This is a genomic window from Vibrio penaeicida, assembly GCF_030689305.1.
GTDB lineage: Bacteria > Pseudomonadota > Gammaproteobacteria > Enterobacterales > Vibrionaceae > Vibrio > Vibrio penaeicida_B.
On record NZ_JAUYVM010000007.1, the window covers coordinates 179,354 to 203,366 of the forward strand.

Sequence of the window (24,013 nt, forward strand, 5' to 3'; positions counted from 1 at the left end):
CCAGTATAACAACGACTTTGAAGAGGGGAATACAAAAAGCCCGCCTAAGTGCGGCGGGCTTGTTTTATATCAAATATAGGATGTTTATAGAATAAAACGGCTTAAGTCTTCGTCTTCAACAAATTCACCTAACTTGGATTGCACGTAGTCGGAATCAATCGTCACTGAACTTCCACCTTTTTCGGTAGCTTCAAATGAGATTTCTTCCATCAAGCGCTCCATTACGGTATGCAAACGTCGGGCACCGATATTTTCAGTGGTTTCGTTGACTTGCCATGCTGCATTTGCGATTTGTGCAATGCCTTCTTCTGTGAAACTAACGTCAACAGATTCTGTTGCCATTAGTGCAGAGTATTGCTCAGTCAGAGAAGCTTTAGGTTCGGTCAGAATGCGTTTGAAGTCTTCGCTTGTTAGGGCTTCCAGCTCAACACGAATAGGCAGACGACCTTGCAGTTCTGGGATCAGATCGGATGGCTTCGCTACTTGGAATGCGCCGGACGCGACAAACAGAATATGGTCTGTTTTCACCATGCCGTGCTTGGTCGACACTGTACTACCTTCGATCAAAGGAAGCAGATCGCGCTGGACACCTTCGCGAGACACATCTGGGCCGGAGCTCTCGCCACGTTTACAGATTTTGTCAATTTCATCAATGAAGACAATGCCATTATTTTCTACGTTATAGATGGCCTGTTCTTTCAGCTCTTCTTGGTTGACGAGCTTCGCGGCTTCTTCTTCGGCTAGCGCTTTAAATGCGTCTTTGATCTTCATCTTGCGGCTTTTCTTGGTATCACCTGCAAGGTTCTGGAACATGCCTTGAAGTTGGTTAGTCATCTCTTCCATACCTGGAGGAGCCATGATTTCTACACCCATTTGAGGCGCAGCTACTTCAATGTCGATCTCTTTGTCGTCGAGCTTGCCTTCACGTAGCTTCTTGCGGAAAACTTGACGAGTATTGGATTTATCTTCTGTGTTATCACCTGATCCCCAGCCTTCACGTGGCGGAGGAAGCAATGCATCCAGAATGCGTTCTTCAGCCTGTTCTTCCGCGCGGAATTTTACTTTTTCCATCGCTTGCTGATGCGTCATTTTGATCGCAACGTCGGTCAAATCGCGGATAATGGTTTCGACTTCTTTGCCGACATAGCCCACTTCGGTGAATTTCGTTGCTTCTATTTTCATGAACGGGGCATTGGCTAACTTAGCTAAGCGGCGAGCGATTTCAGTTTTACCCACACCCGTTGGGCCGATCATTAAGATGTTCTTTGGGGTGACTTCAGCTCGTAAGCTTTCTTCGAGCTGCATTCGACGCCAGCGGTTACGAAGCGCAATGGCTACAGCGCGCTTGGCTTTGTCTTGACCGATGATATGACGATTTAATTCGTGAACAATTTCTCTAGGTGTCATTTCAGACATAGGGTAATCCTTATTATTCTTGCGCCGCGGTGTCGAGTTCTTCAACGGTATGATGGTGGTTGGTGAAAACACAAATATCACCAGCAATTTTCAGCGATTTTTCAGCGATTTCACGGGCGTCTAACTCTGTATTTTCAAGCAGAGCAGTGGCTGCGGCTTGCGCAAAGTTACCACCTGAGCCAATGGCGATGAGATCGTTTTCTGGCTGAACCACGTCACCATTACCAGTGATGATAAGCGAGGCTGTTTCATCCGCTACGGCGAGTAGAGCTTCAAGTTTTCTTAATGCGCGGTCACTGCGCCAGTCTTTTGCCAATTCAACGGCCGCTTTTGTTAGGTGGCCTTGATGCATTTGCAGTTTGCTTTCAAATCTTTCGAAAAGAGTGAAGGCGTCTGCAGTACCGCCGGCAAATCCAGCCAGCACTTTATTATTGTAGAGGCGGCGCACTTTCTTTGCGTTGCCTTTCATTACGGTGTTACCCAACGATACTTGACCGTCTCCAGCGATGACGACTTTATTATTTCGGCGTACAGATACGATAGTAGTCACTTTTATTAACCTTTTAATTCGCTCGCGATATAACTCGGATATGAGGGCTGGAGATAAAAAAACAAGGGAGCCAACGGCTCCCTTGTGAATATTAGTCATGAACGCAGTGCTCTATTGCGATTCTTTCCAGATGGCGCAAGGCTCTATCTTGGCGCGCTGAAGTTTGTGACGATCGCGCTCTGCATCGCGTTTTTTAACATAAGGACCAAGTACGACACGATACCAACTGCTGCCTTCTTTTTTGCGAATCTTGCTGCTGATGCCTTGAAAGGCGATGTCTACTTTGCGTGTCTCTGCTTGTGCGAGCGTCTTGTAAGCACCGCATTGCATTATGTATGGAACCTCAGACACCACTTGCTCTTTGGCTTCGACTTGTACTTCACGCTTTGGAAGTGAATCGACGTATTCCCATTTTTCTTCAGGAGGTGGTGGCAGTGGTTTAGGCTTGCTCACTGGTTTCTTTGGTTTCTGAGCAACCTGAGGTTTGGGTGGTTCAGGATCTTGGCTGAGCATATAAAGCCCATAACCAAACCCGCCAGCAAGTAAAATAGCGATAAGGCCTGCTTTCCACGGCTTCTTATTGGGTGTTTGTTTTCTGGTAGGCTTCTTTTGCCCACGCCCTCTTCTTACGTAATCTTTATTTGCCACGGTTTAACAGCTTGCAGTCAATAAAAAACGGGTAACATGGTAATCCAGAATTGCTCTGGAAAACCAGTGTTACCAGTGAAAAGCTTGCAGGTGAGTCCACTTTCGAAGTGTTAAGTTCTTGGTGGAGCTGCGCTTTCTCGGATTTTCAAGTGTGTTTCCAACAGGCGTGAACCTGCGTGAACGTCACGACCTTTCAAGATTTCAAGCAGCATCAGCATGGCTTGTCGACCGATTTCATAGCGTGGCTGTGTGATGGTCGTTAGCGGAGGATCGCAGAATTCAGCAAACTGAATATCATCGAAGCCTACAACGGATAAATCTTGAGGTACTTTTAACCCTGCGGCTTTTGCTCCTTTGATTGCTCCAATTGCCATGGCGTCGTTATGACAGAATATGGCGGTTGGTGGCTCTGGTAATGAAAGCAATTTGGTGACTGCCTTGTGACCAGACTCAAAGGTGAAGTCTCCCATCTCTTTATAAGTGGGGTTCATCGTTATGCCAGCTCTTCTCAGCGCTTGCTGATATCCTTGGTTTCTAAACTGACAAAGCGCAGCATCGTCTGGTCCAGAAATCTGCGCAATCTTGGAGTGTCCCATTTGCGTCAAGTAGTTCACCGCCTCGAAAGACGACGTTAGGTTATCAATATGGACTGTCGGCAATTCCAGTTCCGGTGCAAATTCACAAGCCATCACCAGTGGTGGCAGGTTTTTTTGTTCCGGTTTGCTGACGTCGAATGGCAAGTGCGTACCCAAGAGCAACATGCCATCGGCTTGTTTAGTAAAAACCAAGTTGACCAACGAGCTTTCTCGTTTCTTTTGCTGACCGCTGTCCCCCAACAGTACGAGATATCCATTTTCCACAGCTACATCTTCAATGCCACGAATGATCTCAGTGAAATAGGAGTCACAGATGTCAGGTACAATTGCAACGATGGTTTTGGATTCATTACGTCGTAAGTTTCTTGCCAGTGAGTTCGGTGAATAACCAGCTTCCAAAACGGCGCTCTCTACACGTTTACGCGTAGTGGATGAAACCTTCTCAGGATTCATCAGAGCTCGTGATACGGTTGCAGTAGAAACTCCTGCTAGCTGGGCAACATCCTTCATTGTCGCCATAGTAAGTTGTCCTCTTTATTTTTCATGGCTGTAATAGCATCTATAAGATTTATATCTAGCGCTGACGTGAGCAACTTTTTTATTGGATATTTTATGCTCTAAATTAAGATTAATTTACGGGCAGATTAACAAATTTTGCATAAGTAGCGTGACATCAATCACATAGGATCATATTCATTTTCTCAAACTAGCTACAAAATACCGTTGAGTAACAGAACTGACATCACATCAATTTACAGAGATTTTACTTCTAACTAAGATCTTGGGGTTCAATATCGGTTGTCCATCGCACTTTTTTTGCTAATGGCAGTGCATCTATGACGACCTTTGAACTGTACAACAATTTTTGCATTAAAGATCGTGACGGAGCTTGCAATATTAGTTGCCAACGCGACTTGCCAGCACGTCTTGCTAGTGGTGCGGGCATTGGACCTAGTACCATGCATTCATTGTTAAAAACGGGATTAGATTCAATGGTTTGTCTTACCTGTCTTAAGAACTGTTCACCCGTTTCGGCATGATTTGCTTCGGCGCGAAATAAGGTAAGAAAAGTGTAAGGTGGCAGTAAAGCAAGCTTTCTTTCTTCAAGTGCTGTTTGAGCAAAATGTCCATACCCTTTATGAAGAAGAGCTTGCAGTAACTGATGTTCAGGATGGTGTGTTTGTAAGATGACTTCCCCTGCTTTGCTGGCTCGACCTGCACGCCCTGCCACTTGAATAAATAGCTGCGCTAGTCTTTCGGAAGCTCTAAAGTCACTACTGTAGAGTGAGCTATCAACATCAATCAGTGCAACGAGCGTGACGTCTGGAAAGTGGTGACCTTTCGCCAGCATTTGCGTACCAATTAGGATTTGATATTCGTTATTCCGAATGGACTTCAAGGCGCTCTCTAGGCTGCCTTTACGTCGGGTACTGTCCCTGTCTATGCGAATGGCTTTGAATTCGGGAAATAAGCTGGCGAGTTGTTCTTCCAATTGTTCTGTACCTACCCCGACGGACACCAATTGAGTCGAGCCGCAGCCTTGGCATTGATGCAAGACAGGGTGTTGAGCACCGCAGTGGTGGCATCGCATTTCTCGACTATTTTGATGAAAGGTATAGTAGGCATCGCAACGGTGGCATTCGGCTATCCAACCACATTCATGGCACATTAAGGCAGGTGAGTAGCCTCGGCGGTTGAGAAATAGCATGACTTGGTTGCCAGCCGTTAAGTGTTTACGCATTTCGGCAATCAATGGGGCGGATAAGCCGCTCTCAAGATATAGCCCTTTTACGTCCAGCACTTTATTGGTGGTTGGCATGGCAGCACCAGCGCGGTTCGCCAACGTTAAATGATGGTATTTACCATTCAGTGCATTGTGGAGAGTTTCGAGTGCAGGGGTCGCGCTGCCTAATATGACGGGAATCTTCTCTTTAGCCGCTCGCATCACCGCAACATCTCTAGCGTGATAACGCAAACTATCTTGTTGTTTGTATGAAGCGTCGTGCTCTTCGTCGACAATGATGATGCCAAGATCGGCAAACGGCGTCAGTAACGCAGAGCGAGTCCCGATGACAATACCAGCGTGTTTATCACGTGCCGCTAACCAAGCATTCAAACGTTCGGTATCGTTTAATCCTGAATGAATAACTTCTACCGGGACATTAAAGCGACGTTTGAATCGATTGATGGTTTGCGGTGTTAAGCCAATCTCTGGTACCAAAACCAGTGCCTGCTTCCCTTTATCGAGAACTGGCTTAATCATATTCAAGTAAACTTCAGTTTTACCCGAGCCAGTAACCCCCTCCACCAGAAAACAGCCAAAGTCCTGATGGCTATTTACAGCTGCAATCGCAACAGATTGCTCTTCGTTGAGCTTGGGCTTTTCCTCAGTACTTTCTACTTGCTTTGTCCAATCTACGGCAACAGGCTTACTTTCTATTTGTTCTACCCAGTCTTTCTCTTGCAAGGCTTTCAATACTTGACTGGATATTTCGTTGTCGAGCATCACTTGATGGGGAACAGATCCGTTGGCGAGCAGGTGCATCGCTTTGGCTTGCTGAACGGCTCGACCAAACCCACTCATGATTTGATCTTTACCAGAGGAAGTAATAACCCACTCTTTTAAAGTACTGAAGTTGGCAGGCTTTCCTTTCCTTAATAAAGCAGGCATAGCATTCGCTAATGTGTCACCTAGCGGATAGAGATAAAATTGGCTGCACCACTGCAATAATGCGTACAGAGAACCTTGCCAAACAGGTGACTCATCAAGTACTTCTTTAATTCCCTTTAGCTGATGCACGGGAAATTCAGATTGACTGACGAGCTCCGTTACAATACCAACCAAGGTTTGCCTGCCAAATGGCACGCTTACGCGACCGCCAATCACTGGAAACTGATGAGGGGCAATTAGGTAATCAAATTGCTTGTCCAATGGTACGGGCAAAGCGACTCTGGCAATAGAAGGGCGCATAAATCTTTTATAAAGAACCTGATAGGAATAAAGTGAGTATAACTGAGTAAGATTCGCTAAGTAACCTATCCATCAAATCTGGCTAAACTCGAATTTTCTTACCCGTAAGGTAAGTGAGTGAAAATTGCCTTTAAATCAAAAATAGTTGGCGAAAAAACTGCCAAATAGGTTGATCCTATCCAAATGTTTCATTACTATACTGCGCCTTGATGATGTGGTCATTCCGCATCGATTTATCTGAAACTACGTGTGGTGTCCGGCATAGAATCGGATGGCGACACGGCCCAATTTGAGGTTATCCCATGAAAGTAGGTATTCACCCAGAATACAAAGCTGTTGCAGCAACATGTTCTTGTGGCAACACTTTTGAGTTCAAAACAACTCTAGACAAAGAGTCTATCCACCTAGACGTATGTGACAAATGTCACCCGTTCTACACTGGTAAGCAGCGTATCGTTGATACTGGCGGCCGTGTTGATCGCTTCAACAAGCGTTTTGGTGCTCTTAGCAGCAAGTAATTACGAATTCGTAATACTGACCAAATTTGAAAAGGACGCCTCGGCGTCCTTTTTTCGTTCATGAAATAAATGTTTTTTGATTCAGCTCTCGGTTAAGTGGTCTTAGCTCTTTCAAAATGACCTCTCTTTGACGTTGGCAATCTATGAAGATTACAAGTCATACTTTAGTATAATAAAAGAGTTGAAGTTAAATTTGCGGTCGGCTTCAGCTAACAATGCAAGAAACACCCTTTACCTACTCAAAAAACAATATTTGGAACGTCCCCACATGTCTGAAGACAACAGCCAACAAGATTTTCGCCAACAAGCTCTGGATTATCACGCTCAACCTACTCCCGGTAAAATTTCCGTCGAACTCACCAAGCCAGCCAATACAGTAGAAGACCTCGCGTTAGCGTACAGCCCTGGTGTAGCCGAACCTGTGCGTGAGATCGCACAAAATGCCGACAATGTTTATAAGTACACAGCCAAAGGCAACATGGTGGCTGTCATTTCTAACGGTACGGCCATTCTTGGTCTGGGTAACTTAGGGCCACTAGCGTCCAAACCTGTGATGGAAGGTAAATCGCTTCTTTTTAAGCGTTTTGCTGGTCTCGATTCCATCGATATCGAAGTGAAACATCGTACGATTGATGAATTTGTAGATACCGTCGCCAACATTGCAGATACGTTTGGCGGCATCAACTTAGAAGATATTAAAGCGCCAGATTGCTTTGAAATTGAACAGCGACTTATCGAACGTTGTGATGTCCCCGTTTTTCATGATGATCAACACGGTACAGCTATTGTGACGGCTGCCGGTATGTTGAATGCGATTGAACTTCAAAGTAAGAAACTCGAAGACGCTATGATTGTTTGTTTGGGGGCGGGAGCTGCTGCCGTTGCGTGCATGGAACTGCTGATCAAATGTGGCGCGCAACGCGAAAAAATCTACATGTTGGATCGTAAGGGTGTGATTCATACTCGCCGTGATGACCTGAATGAATACAAGCAGCTGTTTGCGAACAACACAGATAAGCGCACGTTGGAAGATGTTATTGAGGGTGCCGACCTTTTCTTAGGGGTGTCTGGTCCTGATTTATTGCCTGCAGAAGCCTTGAAGCTAATGGCGGATAAACCTGTTGTCTTTGCGTGTTCTAACCCTGATCCAGAAATCAAACCGGAACTCGCCCATCAAGTTCGTGATGATCTGATTATGGGTACGGGCCGAAGTGATTACCCGAATCAGGTTAACAATGTTATTTGTTTCCCATTTCTTTTCCGCGGTGCGTTGGATGTTCGTGCCAGTGAAATTAATGATGAAATGAAGCTTGCAGCAGTAGATGCTATTCGACAGTTAGCAAAAGAGCCAGTGCCAGAAGAAGTGAAAAAAGCGGCAGGTGTTACGGAGCTAGAATTTGGTACCGGTTATATCATCCCGAAACCGATGGACGCTCGTTTACTACCGCGAGTAGCAAAAGCGGTTGCGCAAGCTGCCATTGATTCAGGCGTTGCTCGTATTGAAATGCCTGAAAACTATATGCAATCCTGAACGTGACAATCTGATTCACTTTCATGTTTGTCAGATTAAACACAAATTGCTTTTTCAATATGCATAAAGATGGGGGATAGTTTAGGCTATCCCCCTTTTTTCTGCTTATTCTTCGTCGTAGGCTTCGAACTCGATGCCCATTTCCGTCATGATTTTTTTCACTTCACTCGGGATATCGTCTGGGCGATCTTTTCTCAAATCTTCATCTGTCGGTAATGGCTGACCTGTATAAGCGTGGAGAAAAGCTTCACAAAGCAGTTCGCTGTTGGTGGCGTGACGCAGATTGTTAATTTGGCGGCGTGTTCTTTCGTCTGTCAGTACTTTAAGTACTTTTAACGGAATCGATACTGTAATCTTTTTTACTTGTTCGCTTTTTTTACCATGCTCAGCATAGGGGCTTATGTATTCGCCATTCCAATCTGCCATTGCGCACCTTCAATTATTATTTATCTAAGTTATATGGCTACTCCGCACAGAAAGCTCTTTTCATGTGTTTTAGCGACTTAGCCGTTCATAAAAAACGATTTTAGCGACTTTTACTGCCACAAGCAAAGACATATGGACGTCTAGAAGTGTTGACGTCCTAAAATGAGAGCGCTAAAGTATTGCATATTAATCGTGACTATCTCTGTTAAAACACGTTACACGCATGTTAACTCGCGTTCGTAATTGGTATAACAGAGGCTCGAAAAGTTTGCACCACAGGAAAGGAAGACCCTATTTATGAGCCAACGAAAGCCAGCCACTATTGCCGTACGCACTGGTATTGAAGCGGATACTCAGTATCACGCAGTTGTCCCACCAATTTACTTGTCTACGAACTATGGCTTTCCTGCGTTTGGTGAAGTGCCCAAATATGACTACACGCGTTCAGGCAACCCAAACCGAGGCTTGCTGGAACAAGCGTTAGCTGAGCTGGAAGAAGGTGCAAATGCCATCATCACCAATACTGGTACAGCAGCCATTAACCTTTGGGTGACTGCATTCCTAGGTCCTGATGATCTTATTGTCGCGCCACACGATTGTTACGGTGGTACTTATCGTCTGTTCAACACCCGTTCACTAAAGGGTGACTTCAAAGTTGAATTTGTTGATCAATCCGATGAAACCGCTCTTGCTGAAGCACTTAGCAAAAAACCTAAACTGGTCTTGCTTGAAACACCGTCAAACCCTTTGGTACGTGTTGTTGATATTGCAAAAATTTGCGAACAAGCAAAACAAGTCGGTGCGCTTGTCGCAGTCGATAACACGTTTTTAACACCGGTTTACCAAAAACCGCTTACGCTTGGTGCGGATTTCGTTGTTCATTCCACAACTAAATTCATTAATGGTCACTCTGATGTGATTGGTGGTGTCATCATCTGCAAAGATGAAAAACACGCGGAAGATTTGGCGTGGTGGGGTAATTGCATTGGCGCAACTGGTACGCCATTCGACAGTTACATGACCCTACGAGGTCTACGTACACTTGGTGCACGTATGCGAGCTCATGAAGAGAGCGCGAACACGATTTTAGAGTTTTTGAAAACGCATGAATTGGTTGGCACCATTTACCATCCAAGTTTGCCAGAGCACCCAGGCCATGACATTGCCAAGAAGCAACAATCGGGCTTTGGCTCTATGCTTAGCTTTGAATTGAATGGAAGCTTTGAGCAAATGAAATGTTTTGCCAGTTCTCTCCAGCTTTTCTCGCTCGCAGAATCCTTGGGTGGGGTGGAAAGCCTGATCTGTCATCCAGGTTCAATGACACATCGTGCCATGAGTGATGAAGCACAAGAAGAAGCGGGCATTGCCCCAACACTACTGCGTTTGTCTGTGGGTCTTGAAGATGCACAAGATCTGATTGCTGATTTGAAGCAAGCCTTTGCAAAAGCCAAGGAGGTGGCGTAATGACTCTCGAACGTCAATTGCATAAATTTGGTGGCAGTAGCTTGGCGGATGCCGAATGCTATCAACGTGTGGTGAGCATACTCAAAGAATATTCGGATACGAATGACTTGGTTGTTGTGTCGGCAGCGGGTAGCACGACAAACCAACTTATCGCTTGGCTGGCGGCGTTAGAAAAAGACGGGCGTTTAGCGCATGAAGCGTTGCAAGAACTCAGACAATACCAAACACAATTAATTGAAAGCTTGTTGCCAGCAGAACGTGCTGCCCCTTTGCTTGATGTTCTTAACACGGAATTTTCTGGGTTAGGCGAATTGTCTTACCCATTAAGCAGTGCTCAAAAATCATCGGCAATGGGACACGGCGAAATATGGTCGGCGAGGCTATTGGCGGAACTTCTTAATCACAATGGTTTAGAAGCGGTTTCACAAGATTCACGTGATTTCCTTCGTGCGGAACACGGAGCTCAGCCGGAAGTCGACCGAGCACGTTCTTACCCTTTAATTAAAGAATCGCTAGCACAGCATCGTCAGTGCCGAATTGTTATTACTGGCTTCATGGCAAAAAATGAAGAAAGCGAAACAGTTCTTCTCGGGCGTAATGGCTCAGATTACTCAGCGACCGTCATCGGTGCGCTAGCAGAAGCGTCCAGAGTGACCATATGGAGTGATGTGGCTGGGGTGTATAGCTCTGACCCTCGTAAAGTGTCAGACGCCTGCTTACTGCCTCTGTTGCGCTTAGATGAAGCCAGTGAATTGGCTCGCTTGGCGGCACCAGTTCTTCATAGTCGTACGTTACAACCTGTCGCTCAAAGTTCAATGGAACTGCATTTGCGTTGCAGCTACCAACCTGAATCAGGTTCAACACGTATTGAGCGTGTTCTAGCATCGGGTCGTGGTGCCAAAATCATTACCTCTTTGGATGAAGTGTTACTGGTTAAAGTGGACTTCGGGCACGGGCACGATTTTGAACGTTTAGCGAAAGAAGTGCTTACAACGCTTTCACGTGGGCAACTCAGCCCATTGGCATTTGAAGCGCAAAGCGATCAAGGTTGCTTGCTTTTGGCGTATACCTCAGAAGTGGCTGGCGAGGCGCTTTCCTACCTACAAGATGTCTCTATCGGTGCGGAAATTAAATTGAAAGAAGGGTATTCACTGGTTGCTGCGGTAGGCGCTGGCGTAACCAATAACCCGAATCACTGCTACGGTTTTTACCAGCAACTGAAAAACAGCACCGTAGAATTTATTAGTGAGGCTGAATCTGGTCTTAGTTTAGTCGCGATTCTTCGTAAAACCGATACATCTCGCTTAATCACAGGTATTCACAGCCAGTTGTTCCAAGCTCAAAAGCGTGTTGCTATCGCTTTGTGCGGCAAAGGCAATATCGGTTCCAGTTGGATAGAGCTGTTTGATGAGCAAAAAGACGAGCTTGAAAAGCGTCATGGAAAAACGTTTGATTTGGTTGCGGTAGTCGATAGCCAAACGTATTGGTTGGACTTTGAGGGCATTGATGCCAAAGAGGTCTTTAATCGTTTTGATGATGAAGCGATCAGCAATGACGGAACGGAATGGTTGGACAAATTGGCGCATCAGCAGAAATTCGATGAAGTTATCGTATTGGATGTGACAGCCAGTGAAGCGTTATCTAATCAGTATGTCAGTATTGCTGAGCACGGCTTCCATTTGATTTCGGCAAATAAAGTTGCAGGTTCGGCACCGGGCGACGTTTATCATCAGGTACAAGATGCGTTTTCAAAGACTGGTCGCCATTGGTTCTATAACGCAACGGTAGGTGCAGGGCTTCCTGTTAACCACACAGTGCGTGATTTACGTGAAAGTGGGGATGATATTCTAGCGCTTTCTGGAATCTTCTCAGGAACGCTGTCATGGCTCTTCCAACAATTTGATGGTCAGGTGCCTTTCAGTGACTTAGTTGACCTTGCATGGCAGCAAGGTTTAACGGAGCCCGATCCTCGTTGTGACTTAGATGGCTCTGATGTGATGCGTAAGTTGGTCATTCTCGCTCGTGAATCCGGATTAGAACTAGAGCCTGAAAACGTGAAAGTTGAATCATTGGTTCCAGAGCAATTACGCGATTTACCGCTGGATGACTTTTTGGATAATGGACAGATCCTGAGCGAAAACTTAGCCGAGCGCCTTGAAAAAGCCCAACGAGAAGACAAAGTATTGCGTTATGTGGCAAGACTGGAAAAAAGCGGTAGCGCAACAGTAGGTGTTGAAGCGTTACCTCGTGAGCATGCACTAGCCAACTTGTTGCCTTGCGATAATATCTTTGCCATTGAAAGTAAATGGTACAAAGACAACCCATTGGTTATTCGAGGTCCTGGTGCGGGTAAGGCCGTGACGGCGGGAGCTATTCAGTCGGATCTGAATCGCCTTTCAAGTTTGTTATAAATCTTCGTTTTAGTGATTTGTTATAGCAATTTGTTATATCGAAAGGGCGCTCCGCGCCCTTTTTTGTTGCCCTTATCCCATTGAAATACTGTGGATTTTTATTAATGAAAAATGCGTACCTTCATCATGAATAAAATTCATGGTTATCTAGTTGACATTAAATCGGATAAAAGACATTCTTTGGACATATAGACGTCTAAACGTCGCTGAGAATTTTAAAAGAATTTTTTGTGGTGGTGCCACAGGGAGAGAAGCATGAGTTATACCCACGCAAGTCATATAGATGCTTTGAATCAGAATGTTGCTGAGCTTTCTGATGACATCAATGTTTCATTTGAATTTTTTCCACCAAGCAGTGAAAAAATGGAAGAAACACTTTGGAACTCAGTGCACCGCCTAAAAACGTTACAACCAAAGTTTGTTTCAGTTACATACGGAGCAAACTCTGGAGAGCGCGATCGCACGCACTCGATTATCAAAGAAATCAAAGACCAAACGGGTTTGGTTGCAGCACCACACTTAACCTGTATCGATGCGTCACGTGATGAATTAGTGAACATTGCTAATGATTACTGGAGCAATGGTATTGAAAGTATTGTGGCGTTGCGCGGCGATATACCACCAGGTGGTGGAGCTCCGGATATGTATGCTTCTGATTTGGTTGAATTGCTAAAGTCACAGCACGATTTTGATATTTCTGTTGCGGCATTCCCTGAAGTTCATCCAGAAGCTAAAAGCGCACAAGCAGATTTATTGAACTTGAAGCGTAAAGTGGATGCAGGAGCAAACCGCGCTATCACTCAGTTCTTTTTCGACGTTGAGAGCTATCTGCGTTTCCGTGACCGCTGTGTGGCGGCTGGAATTGATGTTGAGATTGTTCCGGGAATCTTACCGGTATCGAACTTTAAGCAGGCTTCTCGCTTTGCGGATATCAATAACGTAAAAGTCCCAGGGTGGATGGCGAAGCAGTTTGAAGGATTGGATGACGACCCAACGACACGTCAGTTGGTGGGTGCAAGCCAAGCGATTGATATGGTAAGAATTTTAAGCCGAGAAGGCGTAAAGGATTTCCACTTCTACACGCTAAACCGTGCTGAAATGACATACGCGTTATGCCATACGTTAGGTGTTCGCCCGCAAGCGTAGTTCAAATTGAATTCGAAAGTGAATGGTAAGACACAAAAAAAGGTTGGTGTATGCACCAACCTTTTATATTAATAGCGAAGATTTACGCCATAGCTTCTAATTCTGCAAGCGCTTCTTCTGCCCAAGCTACCCAGGTGTTACGAAGCAACAAGTTGCGACGAAGGGTTAAACGCTCTAAACGAGCTTGCTTGTCTAAAGTGCTTGGTGTCGCGTAGTAAACCGACTCAATTTCTTTGTAGTGGTTCACTAGTTGACGAGACTCTTCGATCAAACCAGTCAGTTGTTCAATATACGAAGTAGAAGGTTGTACGGAACACGCCATTAACTTGGCAGAGAACTCATCGCGAACGGTTGGGTGTGCAGTGGGTTGGTCAAACCACTCCCCGAGTGCTCGGCGTCCTTCTTCTGTAATTGAATAAACTTTCCTGTCTGGTTTGCCCTCTTGCGGCTCAAGCACGCAAGTCACAAGTTGGTTTTGAGCCATTTTATTTAGCTCGCGGTATACTTGTTGGTGACTTGCTTTCCAAAAATAGCCAATACTGTATGAGAACTCTTTTGTGATGTCGTATCCAGTTGCATCACGAGTACTTAAAACAGTAAGGATTACGTGCGGTAATGACATGTCTTCAATCCAATGGTCAATCAAACTGTAAAACTTGAACGCGTAAACACCGAGTGTGCTTCTTTGGCACGTTTGTATAGTGTGTGAATGCGCTCATACCAATCTAAAGACAAATTTAGACGGCTCTGTCACCTTCTTAGCCTTACATCACCTAGAAAATGGCAGCTATTGAATTTGCTACCTCAGAAACAAATGCCAATGCCATAGAATTGCTGCGGATAGTTATTAGTAAATTTACAGCGGTTAGTAAGCATATCAATAATAATAAGCATTAAGTAGAATAAAAAATATGAATGGTTTGAAAAACTGACAAAATTCTCAATAGTGAATGCCAGCCATACAAAAAGCCGCATTTAGCGGCTTTTTGTCTCACTTAAAGAATAAATGACTGGTTAGCCGGTGTTGCGCATTCCTGCTGCAATACCTGCAATTGTAACCATTAGTGCTTCTTTAAGCTCTGTCGATGGCGTTTCTGTCTGCCTTGTACGGTAAAGCAGTTCTGCTTGCAGCATATTCAACGGCTCTACATAGATGTTACGAAGACGGATAGATTCTAATCCCCACGGATCACTCTGCATTAAATTTTCATTATTCTCAACATTGAGTACAGCTTTAATGTCTTTTTGCAATTGAGCTCTCAGTTTGTCGCCCAGAGCCCACAAAGATTTGTCTGTTAGCTTCTGATCGTACAGGCTTGCGATCTCGATGTTACATTTTGAGTACACCATTTCCAGCATGCCCAATCGTGTTGAGAAGAAAGGCCATTCGCGACACATTGACTCCAGTAATGATTGGTGTCCTTGGTCGACTGAATACTGAATCGCCTCTCCGGCACCTAACCATGCTGGTAATACCAAGCGGTTTTGGCTCCATGAGAAAATCCATGGAATGGCACGTAAGCTTTCGACACCACCGTTAGGGTTACGCTTCGATGGGCGTGAACCTAATGGCAGCATGCCTAGCTCAAGCTCTGGCGTGGCCGCACGGAAATACGGTACGAAATCAGGTTCACCACGAACAACCCCACGATAGGCTTCACAAGACACTTCAGATAGGGTGTCCATCAAGTCACGCCATTCTTGTTTCGGCTCTGGCGGTGGCAGCAGGTTGGCTTCTAATATTGCACTGGCGTACATGTTGAAGCTGTTAACTGCCACTTCAGGTAAACCCAGCTTAAAGCGGATCATCTCACCTTGTTCAGTTACGCGTAGACCGCCTTTGAGACTTTTCGGCGGTTGAGAAAGCAAAGCAGCGTGTGCAGGTGCACCACCACGACCAACCGTACCACCACGACCGTGGAATAAGGTCAGCTCGATGCCCGCTTCTTCCGACACTTTCACTAAGGCTTCCATGGCACGGTATTGCGCCCAACCCGCTGCCATAACACCAGCATCTTTGGCGGAATCTGAGTAACCGATCATGACCATTTGGTGGTTCTGAATGAAACCGCGGTATAGATCGATACCCATTAACTGGGTGATAACGGCTTCAGCGTTATTCAAATCTTCCAGTGTTTCGAACAGTGGGCAAACGTCCATGCGATATGGACAACCTGACTCTTGAAGTAATAAGTGCACAGCAAGTACGTCTGAAGCGGTTCTTGCCATAGAAATGACGTAGGCACCAAAAGCTTCACGAGGTTGACTTGCCACGATGCGGCAGGTATCCAACACCTCTTTTACAGGCTCAGATGGTTCCCAGCCTCGCGGTAATAGTGGGCGCTTAGAGCTAAGTTCTGCTGTAAGGAAAGCAACTTTATCCTGTTCGCTCCATTGGTCGTAATCGCCAATACCAAGGTAACGTGTGAGTTCTGACAATACATCTGAGTGACGTGTGCTTTCTTGACGAATGTCGAGGCGCACTAAGTGAATGCCAAATGATTTGATTCGACGGAGCGTATCTAGCAGAGAACCGTCGGCAATGACGCCCATGCCGCATTCATGCAAAGATTGGTAACACGCGTAAAGTGGTTCCCAAAGCTGCTCATTGGATTTCAACGGCGCTTTTACTGCCAGTTGCTCACCATTGATTTTGGCTTCGAGAATGTCTCGGGTTTCGGTGAGCGTTGTACGGATTCGCTTTAGGATCGCACGATAAGGTTCATGTTCCCCTTCACCTGCCAACTCACGCAGTGCGTCACTGCATTTGGTCATCGACAGCTCGCTAACCAGCTCGTTAATGTCATTTAGATATAGGTCGGCTGCTTTCCAGCGAGACAACAACATGACTTCGCGAGTAATGGTATGGGTAACAAATGGGTTACCGTCGCGGTCACCTCCCATCCAAGATGAGAAATGAACCGGTCTTGCATCAATAGGTAAACCTTCGCCAAGATACCCTTCCAAACGTTCATCTAATTCACGCAGGAAATCAGGCACACCTTGCCATAAGGAATTTTCAACAACAGCAAAACCCCATTTTGCTTCATCGATTGGCGTTGGGCGTTGCTGACGTATTACGTCAGAGTGCCATGCCTGTGCGATAAGCTGCTCTAAGCGACGCTCTGTTTTTACGCGCTCTTTGTACGAGAGATCGCTAAGCTCTAGCTTTGATAGACATTCGTTGATTTTGACCAGTTTGTTGATCATGGTACGACGCGTAATTTCTGTCGGGTGCGCCGTTAGCACCAGCTCAATGTTCAAATCACGAACAGCTTGAGCAGTGTCGAGTTTACTGATGTCGCTTTGGCTTAGCTTTGAAAATAGACTGTTAATGGCGTCTGGTTCGCAGACGTGTTCCTCACAATGACGAGAAATGGTGTGGTATTGCTCTGCCATGTTGGTGAGGTTTAGAAATTGGTTGAATGCACGAGCAACGGGTGTGAGCTGCTCATCTGGTAGGCTTTCAATTTCTTTTATGAGATTTTCGCGGTCTTCCTGACTGCCCCCTCGTGCTGATTTTGAGAGTTTACGAATGGTTTCGACTTTCTCTAGGATTGCCTCACCATGTGCATCTTGAATGGTATTGCCAAGTAATCGACCTAGCATGCTCACATTGCTTTTTAGCGCGGCATATTTTTCATTCATTGTTTCCCGCCTCGTAAATTTATTACATCCGATGTTTTGTTTAAGCCCACAATCTAGCGAAATTGTTTGGCTTGAGTCAAATAATCCGACACTAAAACAACGGAATTCGGGCAACTATTGATATTGCTCATTTTTGATACGCGCTTTGTAGCGCTATTGTGAAATTTTCTTTCAATATTTGCTGAAGCTTGATGTGCTCTGGTTTAAGAAGCGTTAAAAAAGCGCAGTTACCTGCGCTTTTAGAGATCATTTTCTTGAAATGTTTAGAAACAGTATTGGTGAATGGCTTTCTTTAAAACATCGATAGTTGGGTCGATAAACTCAAAAGCAAGGTATTCATCGGGCTGGTGGGCCTGATCAATTGAACCTGGCCCAAGGACGAGAGTAGGGCAAAGTTGCTGCAAGAAAGGGGCTTCAGTACAGTAATTTACGGTTTCACTTGGCTTTTCACAGATAGTTTCCATTCCACCAATAAACGGGTGGTCGTGGTTACACTCATATCCTGGGATAGGATCATGCAATGGTTGAATCTCGATTCTTCCTGGCCACTTGGCTTCGACTTCTTTAAGTGCATCGCGCAGAAGGTTGTCCAATCCATCAAGACTGATGCCAGGTAGAGGTCTTACATCGTAATGAAGCTCGCAACACCCACATATTCGATTGGCACTGTCGCCACCATGAATATGCCCTAAATTTAGGGTCGGGGAAGGGATCTCAAAGCCTGGGTGATGATAAGTTTTAATCAATTGATCTCTGAGCTGCATGAGCGCAAAAAGCACTTCATGCATAATTTCTATGGCATTGACACCCAAAGCAGGGTTTGACGAGTGCCCTGAGTGACCGGTAACGCGTACCGCATTTGCTACATGCCCTTTATGACCGCGAATAGGAACCAAACTCGTGGGTTCGCCTATGATGCAGTAATCCGGTTTGAACGGGGCATCTTGAGTGAAGTGGCGTGCCCCGAGCATGGTCGTTTCTTCGTCACATGTCGCCAGTACATAAAGTGGCTTTGTTTGCGTACTCCAATCGATGCTTTTAACGGCTTCTAATATAAAAGCGAAAAAGCCTTTCATGTCGGCCGTACCCAAACCATAAAAACGATTGTTTGCTTCTGTTAATGCATGTGGGTCGAAATTCCAGCGCCCTTCGTCGAAGGGAACAGTGTCGGAGTGACCCGCTAATAATAAGCCGCCTTCTCCCTGTCCCATCTTGGCAATCAGATTGTGCTTGCCTTTTTCGACTTCAACAACGTCCGTTTCAAACCCCAAGTCATTAAACCATGTGGCAAGTTTCGCAATGACTTCACTGTTTCCTTCATCCCAACTCGCATCACTCGAGCTAATAGAGGAGGTGGAAATTAAGCCACCGTAGATATCGATAAAACCGGGTATTTGCATATTAACTTCACTTCCACTGTTGACAGACTAAGCTTAAAACGATAAAACACATATTAAATCACAATAAGTGAATAAAAACTCAAATAGAGTTAATAATCAAGTATGGATAGTCACTTTTATAGAAATTAAGTGACAAGCGAAATTGGATGTGTTGCAGATGTTAAAAACCACAATCATTGGTGCCAGCGGATACACAGGTGCAGAACTTGCTCTGATGGTCGCCAAACACCCAAATCTCAAGCTATCAGGTTTGTATGTGTCCGCCAATAGCGTCGACGCAAATAAGCCGGTATCAGAGTTACATAAGAAGTTATCGGGTGTAGTGGACATGCCTGTCACTCCATTAACCGATCTTAAAGCCGTTGCTAAAGAGTCTGACGTGGTATTTTTGGCAACCGCACATGAAGTCAGCCACGACCTAGCGCCTACTTTATTAGAGCACGGCTGTACAGTGTTTGACTTATCTGGCGCTTATCGGGTGCAGAAAGAAAATTTTTATCCAGATTACTACGGGTTTGAACACAGCAACCCAGAATGGCTAGATAAAGCGGTATACGGTTTAGCGGAGTGGAATGAAGCCGCTATTTCAGAAGCTCAGCTTGTAGCTGTACCAGGATGTTACCCTACGGCATCACAATTGGCGATTAAGCCTCTTTTAGCTGCAGGTCTAGTTGAAACGTCACAATGGCCAGTAATTAACGCGACATCCGGAGTTTCAGGTGCAGGCCGAAAAGCCACAATGACCAACAGCTTCTGCGAAGTATCGATGCAAGCTTACGGTGTGTTTACTCACAGACACCAGCCAGAAATTGCATCACATCTTGGGTGTGATGTTATTTTCACTCCTCATCTTGGTAACTTTAAACGTGGCATTTTAGCGACCATAACCATGAAGCTAAAAGCTGGCGTGACGCTTCAACAAGTAACGGACGCTTTTCACAATGCCTATGGCGACAAGCCAGCAGTACGTTTGTTTGATGATCAACTGCCGACCATCCTACAAGTAGAAAATACGCCTTTTAATGATTTGGGTTGGAAAGTTCAGGGTGAACACGTGATCGTTGTATCGGCAATCGACAACCTGCTGAAAGGCGCTTCAAGCCAAGCAATGCAGTGTTTGAACCTTCGTTATGGCTATGAGCCACTGACGGCACTGATTTAAGGAAGTGATGATGACTACACAAAACCCACTTGTCGTAAAACTGGGCGGTGCCGCATTAGAATGCAGTGAAACGCTTGGAAAGCTTTTCGGTGCAATCAAAGAATACCAACAGTCAGAACAGCGCGCTATTGTGATTGTTCATGGTGGTGGCTACCTTGTTGATGACTTAATGAGCAAGCTTCAATTAGCCACTTTTAAAAAGGATGGTTTGCGCATCACTCCTTACGAGCAAATCCCATTCATCGCTGGAGCGCTAGCAGGCACAGCAAACAAGCTACTTCAAGGTGAAGCGATTAAATCTGGCGTTAACGCGGTTGGATTGAGCCTTGCGGATGGCGGGTTGTGCCAAGTGACAGAGCTGAACCCAGAGCTGGGTGCAGTAGGCAATGCGACTCCGGGGAATCCTGATGTACTACAAGCCATAATGAATACAGGCGCTATCGCCATCATCAGTTCAATAGGTATGACAGAAGAAGGGCAACTCATGAACGTCAATGCCGACCAAGCAGCGGTAGCTGTAGCGGGTGCATTGGATGCTGAATTGGTGTTGCTCTCTGATGTCAGCGGCGTGCTGGACGGCAAAGGGCACCTATTGAACAGTTTAAATAAAACCGAGGCTCTTCAGCTTATTGAAGGCAAAGTGATTACTGACGGCATGATCGTAAAAGTGCACGCTGCATTGAAAGCGGCTAACGATCTTGGACGTCCGATTCAGGTAGCGACATGGCGTTACCCTGAAAAACTGACCGATTTATTTTCTGGTACCAACATCGGTACGCAGTTCTTACCTGAATAAACCAATTTTGTATGACCTTTTGGGCGCTGACCGCCAAGTGCAGACCCAAGGATTAGGAGAAGTAAAATGAGCAAAGTAAACGTAAAAAAAGTAGTCGTTGCCTACTCTGGCGGTCTGGACACATCTGTGATCATTCCATGGCTAAAAGAAAACTACGATTGTGAAGTTGTGGCATTTGTTGCTGATGTTGGTCAAGGTGCGGAAGAGCTTGAAGGCATTGAAGAAAAAGCCAAAGCATCCGGCGCTTCTGAGTGCTACATCGCGGACCTAAAAGAAGAAATGGTGTCAGATTACATCTACCCGACATTAAAAACAGGTGCGCTGTACGAAGGCAAATACCTACTGGGTACGTCTATGGCTCGTCCAATCATTGCTAAAGCGCAGGTTGAAGTCGCGCGTAAAGTGGGTGCCGATGCGTTATGCCATGGCTGTACGGGTAAAGGTAATGACCAAGTTCGTTTCGAAGGCGCATTTGCTGCACTTGCACCGGATCTACACGTGATTGCACCATGGCGTGAGTGGGATTTAGTGAGTCGTGAAGAGTGTTTGGATTACTTAGCAGAGCGCAACATTCCATGTACGGCTTCATTAACTAAGATTTACTCACGTGATGCAAATGCATGGCACATTTCAACAGAAGGCGGTGTATTAGAAGATACATGGAATGCACCGAATGATGATTGCTGGGTTTGGACCGTTGATCCAGAGCAAGCGCCAAACGAATCTGAAAGCGTGACACTGAAAGTAGAAAAAGGCGCCGTTGTCGCTGTCGACGGTGAAGCGATGACACCATACAACGCATTGGTTTACCTAAACGAGAAAGGCGCAAAACACGGCGTTGGTCGTATTGATATCGTTGAGAACCGTCTTGTGGGAATGAAATCTCGTGGCTGCTACGAAACTCCGGGTGGCGCGATCATGATGGAAGCGCTGCGTGCTGTAGAACAATTGGTGTTAGACAAATCGGCGTTTGAATTCCGTGAAGAATTGGGCTTAAAAGCTTCTCACCTTGTCTATGATGGTCGTTGGTTTACACCGCTTTGTAAGTCTCTCCTTGCAGCTACAGAGGAGTTGGCGCAAGATGTGAACGGCGAAGTCGTTATCAAACTGTACAAAGGTCAAGCAACCGTAACGCAAAAGCGTTCAGACAACAGCTTGTACTCTGAAGAGTTTGCTACGTTTGGCGAAGACGAAGTGTATGACCAAAGTCATGCTGGTGGTTTCATCCGCCTTTATTCCCTGTCTAGCCGTATTCGCGCTTTGAACGAAAATAAAAAATAAGCGAACGACTCGTACATTTATCACAGCTTTTTTAGCAAATTACACAAGCAAGCAAATGAGGCTCTGAAAGATTCAGAGCCGCAACTCAGGAGAGACGCCATGGCATTATGGGGCGGTAGATTTACCCAAGCAGCAGACACCAGATTCAAACAATTCAATGATTCTTTGCGATTCGACTACCGATTGGCAGAGCAGGATATTGTTGGGTCGATTGCGTGGTCTAAAGCCCTGCTGTCGGTTAACGTTTTGAATGAGGATGAACAACAAAAATTAGAGTTAGCGCTGAATGAGCTTAAGCTTGAAGTGATGGAAGATCCCGAGCAGATTTTGCGCTCGGATGCTGAAGATATCCATAGCTGGGTAGAACAGCAGTTGATAGGCAAAGTTGGTGACTTGGGTAAAAAGCTGCACACAGGTCGTTCTCGTAACGATCAGGTCGCCACAGATCTTAAGCTCTGGTGTCGCCAGCAAGGTCATCAGTTATTAATGGCACTCGATCGCCTGCAAGGTCAGATGGTTGAAGTGGCTAAAGCACATCAAGGCACCGTGCTTCCTGGCTATACACACTTACAGCGTGCTCAACCTGTGACGTTTGCCCATTGGTGTTTGGCTTACGTTGAAATGTTCGAGCGTGATTATTCTCGTCTTTCTGATGCCATCAAGCGCCTAGACACTTGTCCACTGGGTTCCGGTGCGCTTGCAGGTACAGCTTACCCAATGGATCGTGAAGCTCTCGCGCACAGCCTTGGTTTCCGCCGTGCAACGCGTAACAGCCTCGATTCGGTATCCGATCGTGACCATGTTATGGAGCTCATGTCAGTAGCCTCTATTTCTATGCTTCATTTGTCTCGTTTGGCAGAAGATATGATTTTCTACAATTCAGGAGAATCGAATTTTATTGAGTTGGCGGATACCGTGACATCCGGTTCTTCTCTGATGCCTCAGAAGAAAAATCCAGACGCACTTGAACTGATCCGCGGTAAGTGTGGACGTGTTTACGGTGCAATGGCTGGCATGATGATGACCGTGAAAGCACTGCCTCTTGCGTACAATAAAGATATGCAAGAAGACAAAGAAGGTCTGTTTGATGCGCTAGACAGCTGGAATGAATGCATGGAAATGGCTGCGCTTTGCTTTGATGGTATTAAAGTTAATGGCGAGCGTACGTTGGAAGCGGCGAAACAAGGGTATGCGAACTCGACAGAACTAGCCGATTACCTTGTCGCAAAAGACATTCCATTCCGTGAAGCGCACCATATTGTGGGTGTAGCGGTTGTGGCGGCGATTGCCAAGGGTTGTGCGTTGGAGGAACTATCGATTGCAGAACTTAAAGAGTTCTCAGACGTTATCGAAGATGACGTGTACGACATCCTAACAATCGAGTCCTGCTTAGAAAAACGATCTGCGCTGGGTGGTGTTTCGCCAAAACAAGTCGCTTATGCGGTAGAACAAGCCGAACAACGCATTGTCCAAAGAGACACATCAAGGGTGAAAGTGCGTGCGGCGCGCTTAACCGATATTGATGCGTTAGAAGGTATGGTGGCGTACTGGGCAGGGTTAGGTGAAAACCTTCCACGTACTCGTAATGAACTGGTTCGCGACGTTGGATCTTTTGCTGTTGCTGAACATCATGGTGAGGTGACGGGGTGTGCGTCTCTGTATGTCTATGACTCTGGGTTAGCAGAAATTCGCTCGCTTGGTGTTGAAGCTGGGTGGCAAGGTCAAGGGCAAGGAAGCGCACTTGTTGCGCACCTGACTGAAAAAGCGCGTCAGATGGCGATTAAGAAAGTATTTGTGTTGACTCGGGTACCTGAATTCTTCATGAAGTACAGCTTCATTCCGACGTCCAAATCACTCCTGCCAGAGAAAGTACTGAAGGACTGCGATCAGTGTCCAAGAACGCATGCGTGTGATGAAGTCGCTCTGGAGATCAACCTATCAGAACAATTGATCACTAAGGTCAATGTTGCATAACAGTGTGATTAAAAACAGTTTTTGAATCAGCTCAGATCTTTTTAAAGAAAATTGATCTTTTTTGGGAACTTATTA

At 45.7% G+C, this 24,013-nt stretch carries 18 protein-coding genes; 9 read left to right on the top strand and 9 right to left on the bottom strand.

Going from position 1 to position 24,013, the window contains the following annotated elements:
• Positions 1-84: 84 nt before the first annotated feature.
• From hslU to priA, 5 genes are all read right to left on the bottom strand, one after another.
• Positions 85-1,416 carry an HslU--HslV peptidase ATPase subunit gene (gene hslU / locus Q8W40_RS13300; RefSeq protein WP_305397709.1) on the bottom strand — a complete coding sequence of 444 codons (1,332 nt, stop codon included), beginning with the start codon at positions 1,414-1,416 and terminating at the stop codon, positions 85-87.
• A gap of 13 nt (positions 1,417-1,429) precedes the next feature.
• Positions 1,430-1,966 carry an ATP-dependent protease subunit HslV gene (hslV, locus tag Q8W40_RS13305; RefSeq protein ID WP_101114019.1) on the bottom strand — a complete coding sequence of 179 codons (537 nt, stop codon included), beginning with the start codon at positions 1,964-1,966 and terminating at the stop codon, positions 1,430-1,432.
• Between the two features lie 111 nt (positions 1,967-2,077).
• A complete protein-coding gene (locus Q8W40_RS13310) occupies positions 2,078-2,614 on the bottom strand; it encodes an SPOR domain-containing protein (RefSeq protein WP_305397711.1) in 537 nt (178 codons plus the stop codon).
• A gap of 110 nt (positions 2,615-2,724) precedes the next feature.
• Positions 2,725-3,729 carry a DNA-binding transcriptional regulator CytR gene (gene cytR, locus Q8W40_RS13315; RefSeq protein ID WP_305397712.1) on the bottom strand — a complete coding sequence of 335 codons (1,005 nt, stop codon included), beginning with the start codon at positions 3,727-3,729 and terminating at the stop codon, positions 2,725-2,727.
• A 250-nt stretch (positions 3,730-3,979) separates the two neighbouring features.
• A complete protein-coding gene (gene priA, locus Q8W40_RS13320; protein WP_305397714.1) occupies positions 3,980-6,181 on the bottom strand; it encodes a primosomal protein N' in 2,202 nt (733 codons plus the stop codon).
• Between the two features lie 302 nt (positions 6,182-6,483).
• Between priA and rpmE the strand changes: the two genes are divergently transcribed.
• Together rpmE and Q8W40_RS13330 are read left to right on the top strand one after the other, a co-directional pair.
• Positions 6,484-6,699 (top strand): 50S ribosomal protein L31, encoded by a 216-nt coding sequence (gene rpmE, locus Q8W40_RS13325; protein ID WP_305397716.1) that lies wholly within the window; start codon positions 6,484-6,486, stop codon positions 6,697-6,699.
• Between the two features lie 268 nt (positions 6,700-6,967).
• On the top strand, positions 6,968-8,230 hold the full coding sequence (locus tag Q8W40_RS13330) for a malic enzyme-like NAD(P)-binding protein (RefSeq protein ID WP_305397718.1): 1,263 nt from the start codon (positions 6,968-6,970) through the stop codon (positions 8,228-8,230).
• A gap of 105 nt (positions 8,231-8,335) precedes the next feature.
• Here the strand turns inward: Q8W40_RS13330 and metJ are convergent, their stop codons facing one another.
• A complete protein-coding gene (gene metJ / locus Q8W40_RS13335) occupies positions 8,336-8,656 on the bottom strand; it encodes a met regulon transcriptional regulator MetJ (RefSeq protein WP_101114045.1) in 321 nt (106 codons plus the stop codon).
• Positions 8,657-8,953: 297 nt separating this feature from the next.
• On the opposite strand from metJ, the gene Q8W40_RS13340 reads away from it, so the two are divergent.
• The 3 genes from Q8W40_RS13340 to metF all read left to right on the top strand — a co-directional run bounded on the left by Q8W40_RS13340 (position 8,954) and on the right by metF (position 13,677).
• Positions 8,954-10,120 (top strand): O-succinylhomoserine (thiol)-lyase, encoded by a 1,167-nt coding sequence (locus Q8W40_RS13340; protein WP_305397720.1) that lies wholly within the window; start codon positions 8,954-8,956, stop codon positions 10,118-10,120.
• Positions 10,120-12,531: a bifunctional aspartate kinase/homoserine dehydrogenase II gene (locus tag Q8W40_RS13345; protein ID WP_305397721.1), complete on the top strand. Its 2,412-nt coding sequence runs from the start codon at positions 10,120-10,122 to the stop codon at positions 12,529-12,531. The genes Q8W40_RS13340 and Q8W40_RS13345 overlap by 1 nt, the downstream gene beginning before the upstream one ends.
• A gap of 255 nt (positions 12,532-12,786) precedes the next feature.
• Positions 12,787-13,677, top strand: a complete 891-nt coding sequence (gene metF / locus Q8W40_RS13350; protein ID WP_104400100.1) for a methylenetetrahydrofolate reductase — start codon at positions 12,787-12,789, stop codon at positions 13,675-13,677.
• Between the two features lie 82 nt (positions 13,678-13,759).
• Here the strand turns inward: metF and Q8W40_RS13355 are convergent, their stop codons facing one another.
• The 3 genes from Q8W40_RS13355 to argE all read right to left on the bottom strand — a co-directional run bounded on the left by Q8W40_RS13355 (position 13,760) and on the right by argE (position 18,725).
• A complete protein-coding gene (locus Q8W40_RS13355) occupies positions 13,760-14,299 on the bottom strand; it encodes a PadR family transcriptional regulator (protein WP_101114053.1) in 540 nt (179 codons plus the stop codon).
• Positions 14,300-14,691: 392 nt separating this feature from the next.
• The gene (ppc, locus tag Q8W40_RS13360) at positions 14,692-17,325 is read right to left on the bottom strand and encodes a phosphoenolpyruvate carboxylase (RefSeq protein WP_101114055.1); all 2,634 of its coding nucleotides are present in this window, start codon (positions 17,323-17,325) and stop codon (positions 14,692-14,694) included.
• A 263-nt stretch (positions 17,326-17,588) separates the two neighbouring features.
• Positions 17,589-18,725 carry an acetylornithine deacetylase gene (gene argE, locus Q8W40_RS13365; protein ID WP_305397722.1) on the bottom strand — a complete coding sequence of 379 codons (1,137 nt, stop codon included), beginning with the start codon at positions 18,723-18,725 and terminating at the stop codon, positions 17,589-17,591.
• A 157-nt stretch (positions 18,726-18,882) separates the two neighbouring features.
• Between argE and argC the strand changes: the two genes are divergently transcribed.
• The 4 genes from argC to argH all read left to right on the top strand — a co-directional run bounded on the left by argC (position 18,883) and on the right by argH (position 23,938).
• Positions 18,883-19,887 (top strand): N-acetyl-gamma-glutamyl-phosphate reductase, encoded by a 1,005-nt coding sequence (argC, locus tag Q8W40_RS13370; RefSeq protein ID WP_305397723.1) that lies wholly within the window; start codon positions 18,883-18,885, stop codon positions 19,885-19,887.
• A 10-nt stretch (positions 19,888-19,897) separates the two neighbouring features.
• Complete coding sequence (gene argB / locus Q8W40_RS13375) at positions 19,898-20,683, top strand: acetylglutamate kinase (RefSeq protein WP_305397725.1); 786 nt, start codon at positions 19,898-19,900, stop codon at positions 20,681-20,683.
• A gap of 66 nt (positions 20,684-20,749) precedes the next feature.
• On the top strand, positions 20,750-21,964 hold the full coding sequence (locus Q8W40_RS13380) for an argininosuccinate synthase (protein WP_305397727.1): 1,215 nt from the start codon (positions 20,750-20,752) through the stop codon (positions 21,962-21,964).
• 99 nt (positions 21,965-22,063) lie between these two features.
• Entirely contained in the window at positions 22,064-23,938 is a 1,875-nt protein-coding gene (gene argH, locus Q8W40_RS13385; protein WP_305397729.1) for an argininosuccinate lyase, read from the top strand.
• The last annotated feature ends 75 nt before the right edge of the window (positions 23,939-24,013 follow it).

Excerpts from the sequence above, each read along its gene's own strand:
- argC (WP_305397723.1), top strand. The coding sequence starts at position 18,883 with ATGTTAAAAACCACAATCATTGGTGCCAGCGGATACACAGGTGCAGAA.
- Q8W40_RS13380 (WP_305397727.1), top strand. The coding sequence starts at position 20,750 with ATGAGCAAAGTAAACGTAAAAAAAGTAGTCGTTGCCTACTCTGGCGGT.
- Q8W40_RS13340 (WP_305397720.1), top strand. The coding sequence starts at position 8,954 with ATGAGCCAACGAAAGCCAGCCACTATTGCCGTACGCACTGGTATTGAA.
- rpmE (WP_305397716.1), top strand. The coding sequence starts at position 6,484 with ATGAAAGTAGGTATTCACCCAGAATACAAAGCTGTTGCAGCAACATGT.
- ppc (WP_101114055.1), bottom strand. The coding sequence starts at position 17,325 with ATGAATGAAAAATATGCCGCGCTAAAAAGCAATGTGAGCATGCTAGGT.
- argE (WP_305397722.1), bottom strand. The coding sequence starts at position 18,725 with ATGCAAATACCCGGTTTTATCGATATCTACGGTGGCTTAATTTCCACC.
- priA (WP_305397714.1), bottom strand. The coding sequence starts at position 6,181 with ATGCGCCCTTCTATTGCCAGAGTCGCTTTGCCCGTACCATTGGACAAG.
- Q8W40_RS13330 (WP_305397718.1), top strand. The coding sequence starts at position 6,968 with ATGTCTGAAGACAACAGCCAACAAGATTTTCGCCAACAAGCTCTGGAT.
- metJ (WP_101114045.1), bottom strand. The coding sequence starts at position 8,656 with ATGGCAGATTGGAATGGCGAATACATAAGCCCCTATGCTGAGCATGGT.
- Q8W40_RS13345 (WP_305397721.1), top strand. The coding sequence starts at position 10,120 with ATGACTCTCGAACGTCAATTGCATAAATTTGGTGGCAGTAGCTTGGCG.
- argB (WP_305397725.1), top strand. The coding sequence starts at position 19,898 with ATGACTACACAAAACCCACTTGTCGTAAAACTGGGCGGTGCCGCATTA.
- argH (WP_305397729.1), top strand. The coding sequence starts at position 22,064 with ATGGCATTATGGGGCGGTAGATTTACCCAAGCAGCAGACACCAGATTC.
- metF (WP_104400100.1), top strand. The coding sequence starts at position 12,787 with ATGAGTTATACCCACGCAAGTCATATAGATGCTTTGAATCAGAATGTT.
- cytR (WP_305397712.1), bottom strand. The coding sequence starts at position 3,729 with ATGGCGACAATGAAGGATGTTGCCCAGCTAGCAGGAGTTTCTACTGCA.
- hslU (WP_305397709.1), bottom strand. The coding sequence starts at position 1,416 with ATGTCTGAAATGACACCTAGAGAAATTGTTCACGAATTAAATCGTCAT.
- Q8W40_RS13355 (WP_101114053.1), bottom strand. The coding sequence starts at position 14,299 with ATGTCATTACCGCACGTAATCCTTACTGTTTTAAGTACTCGTGATGCA.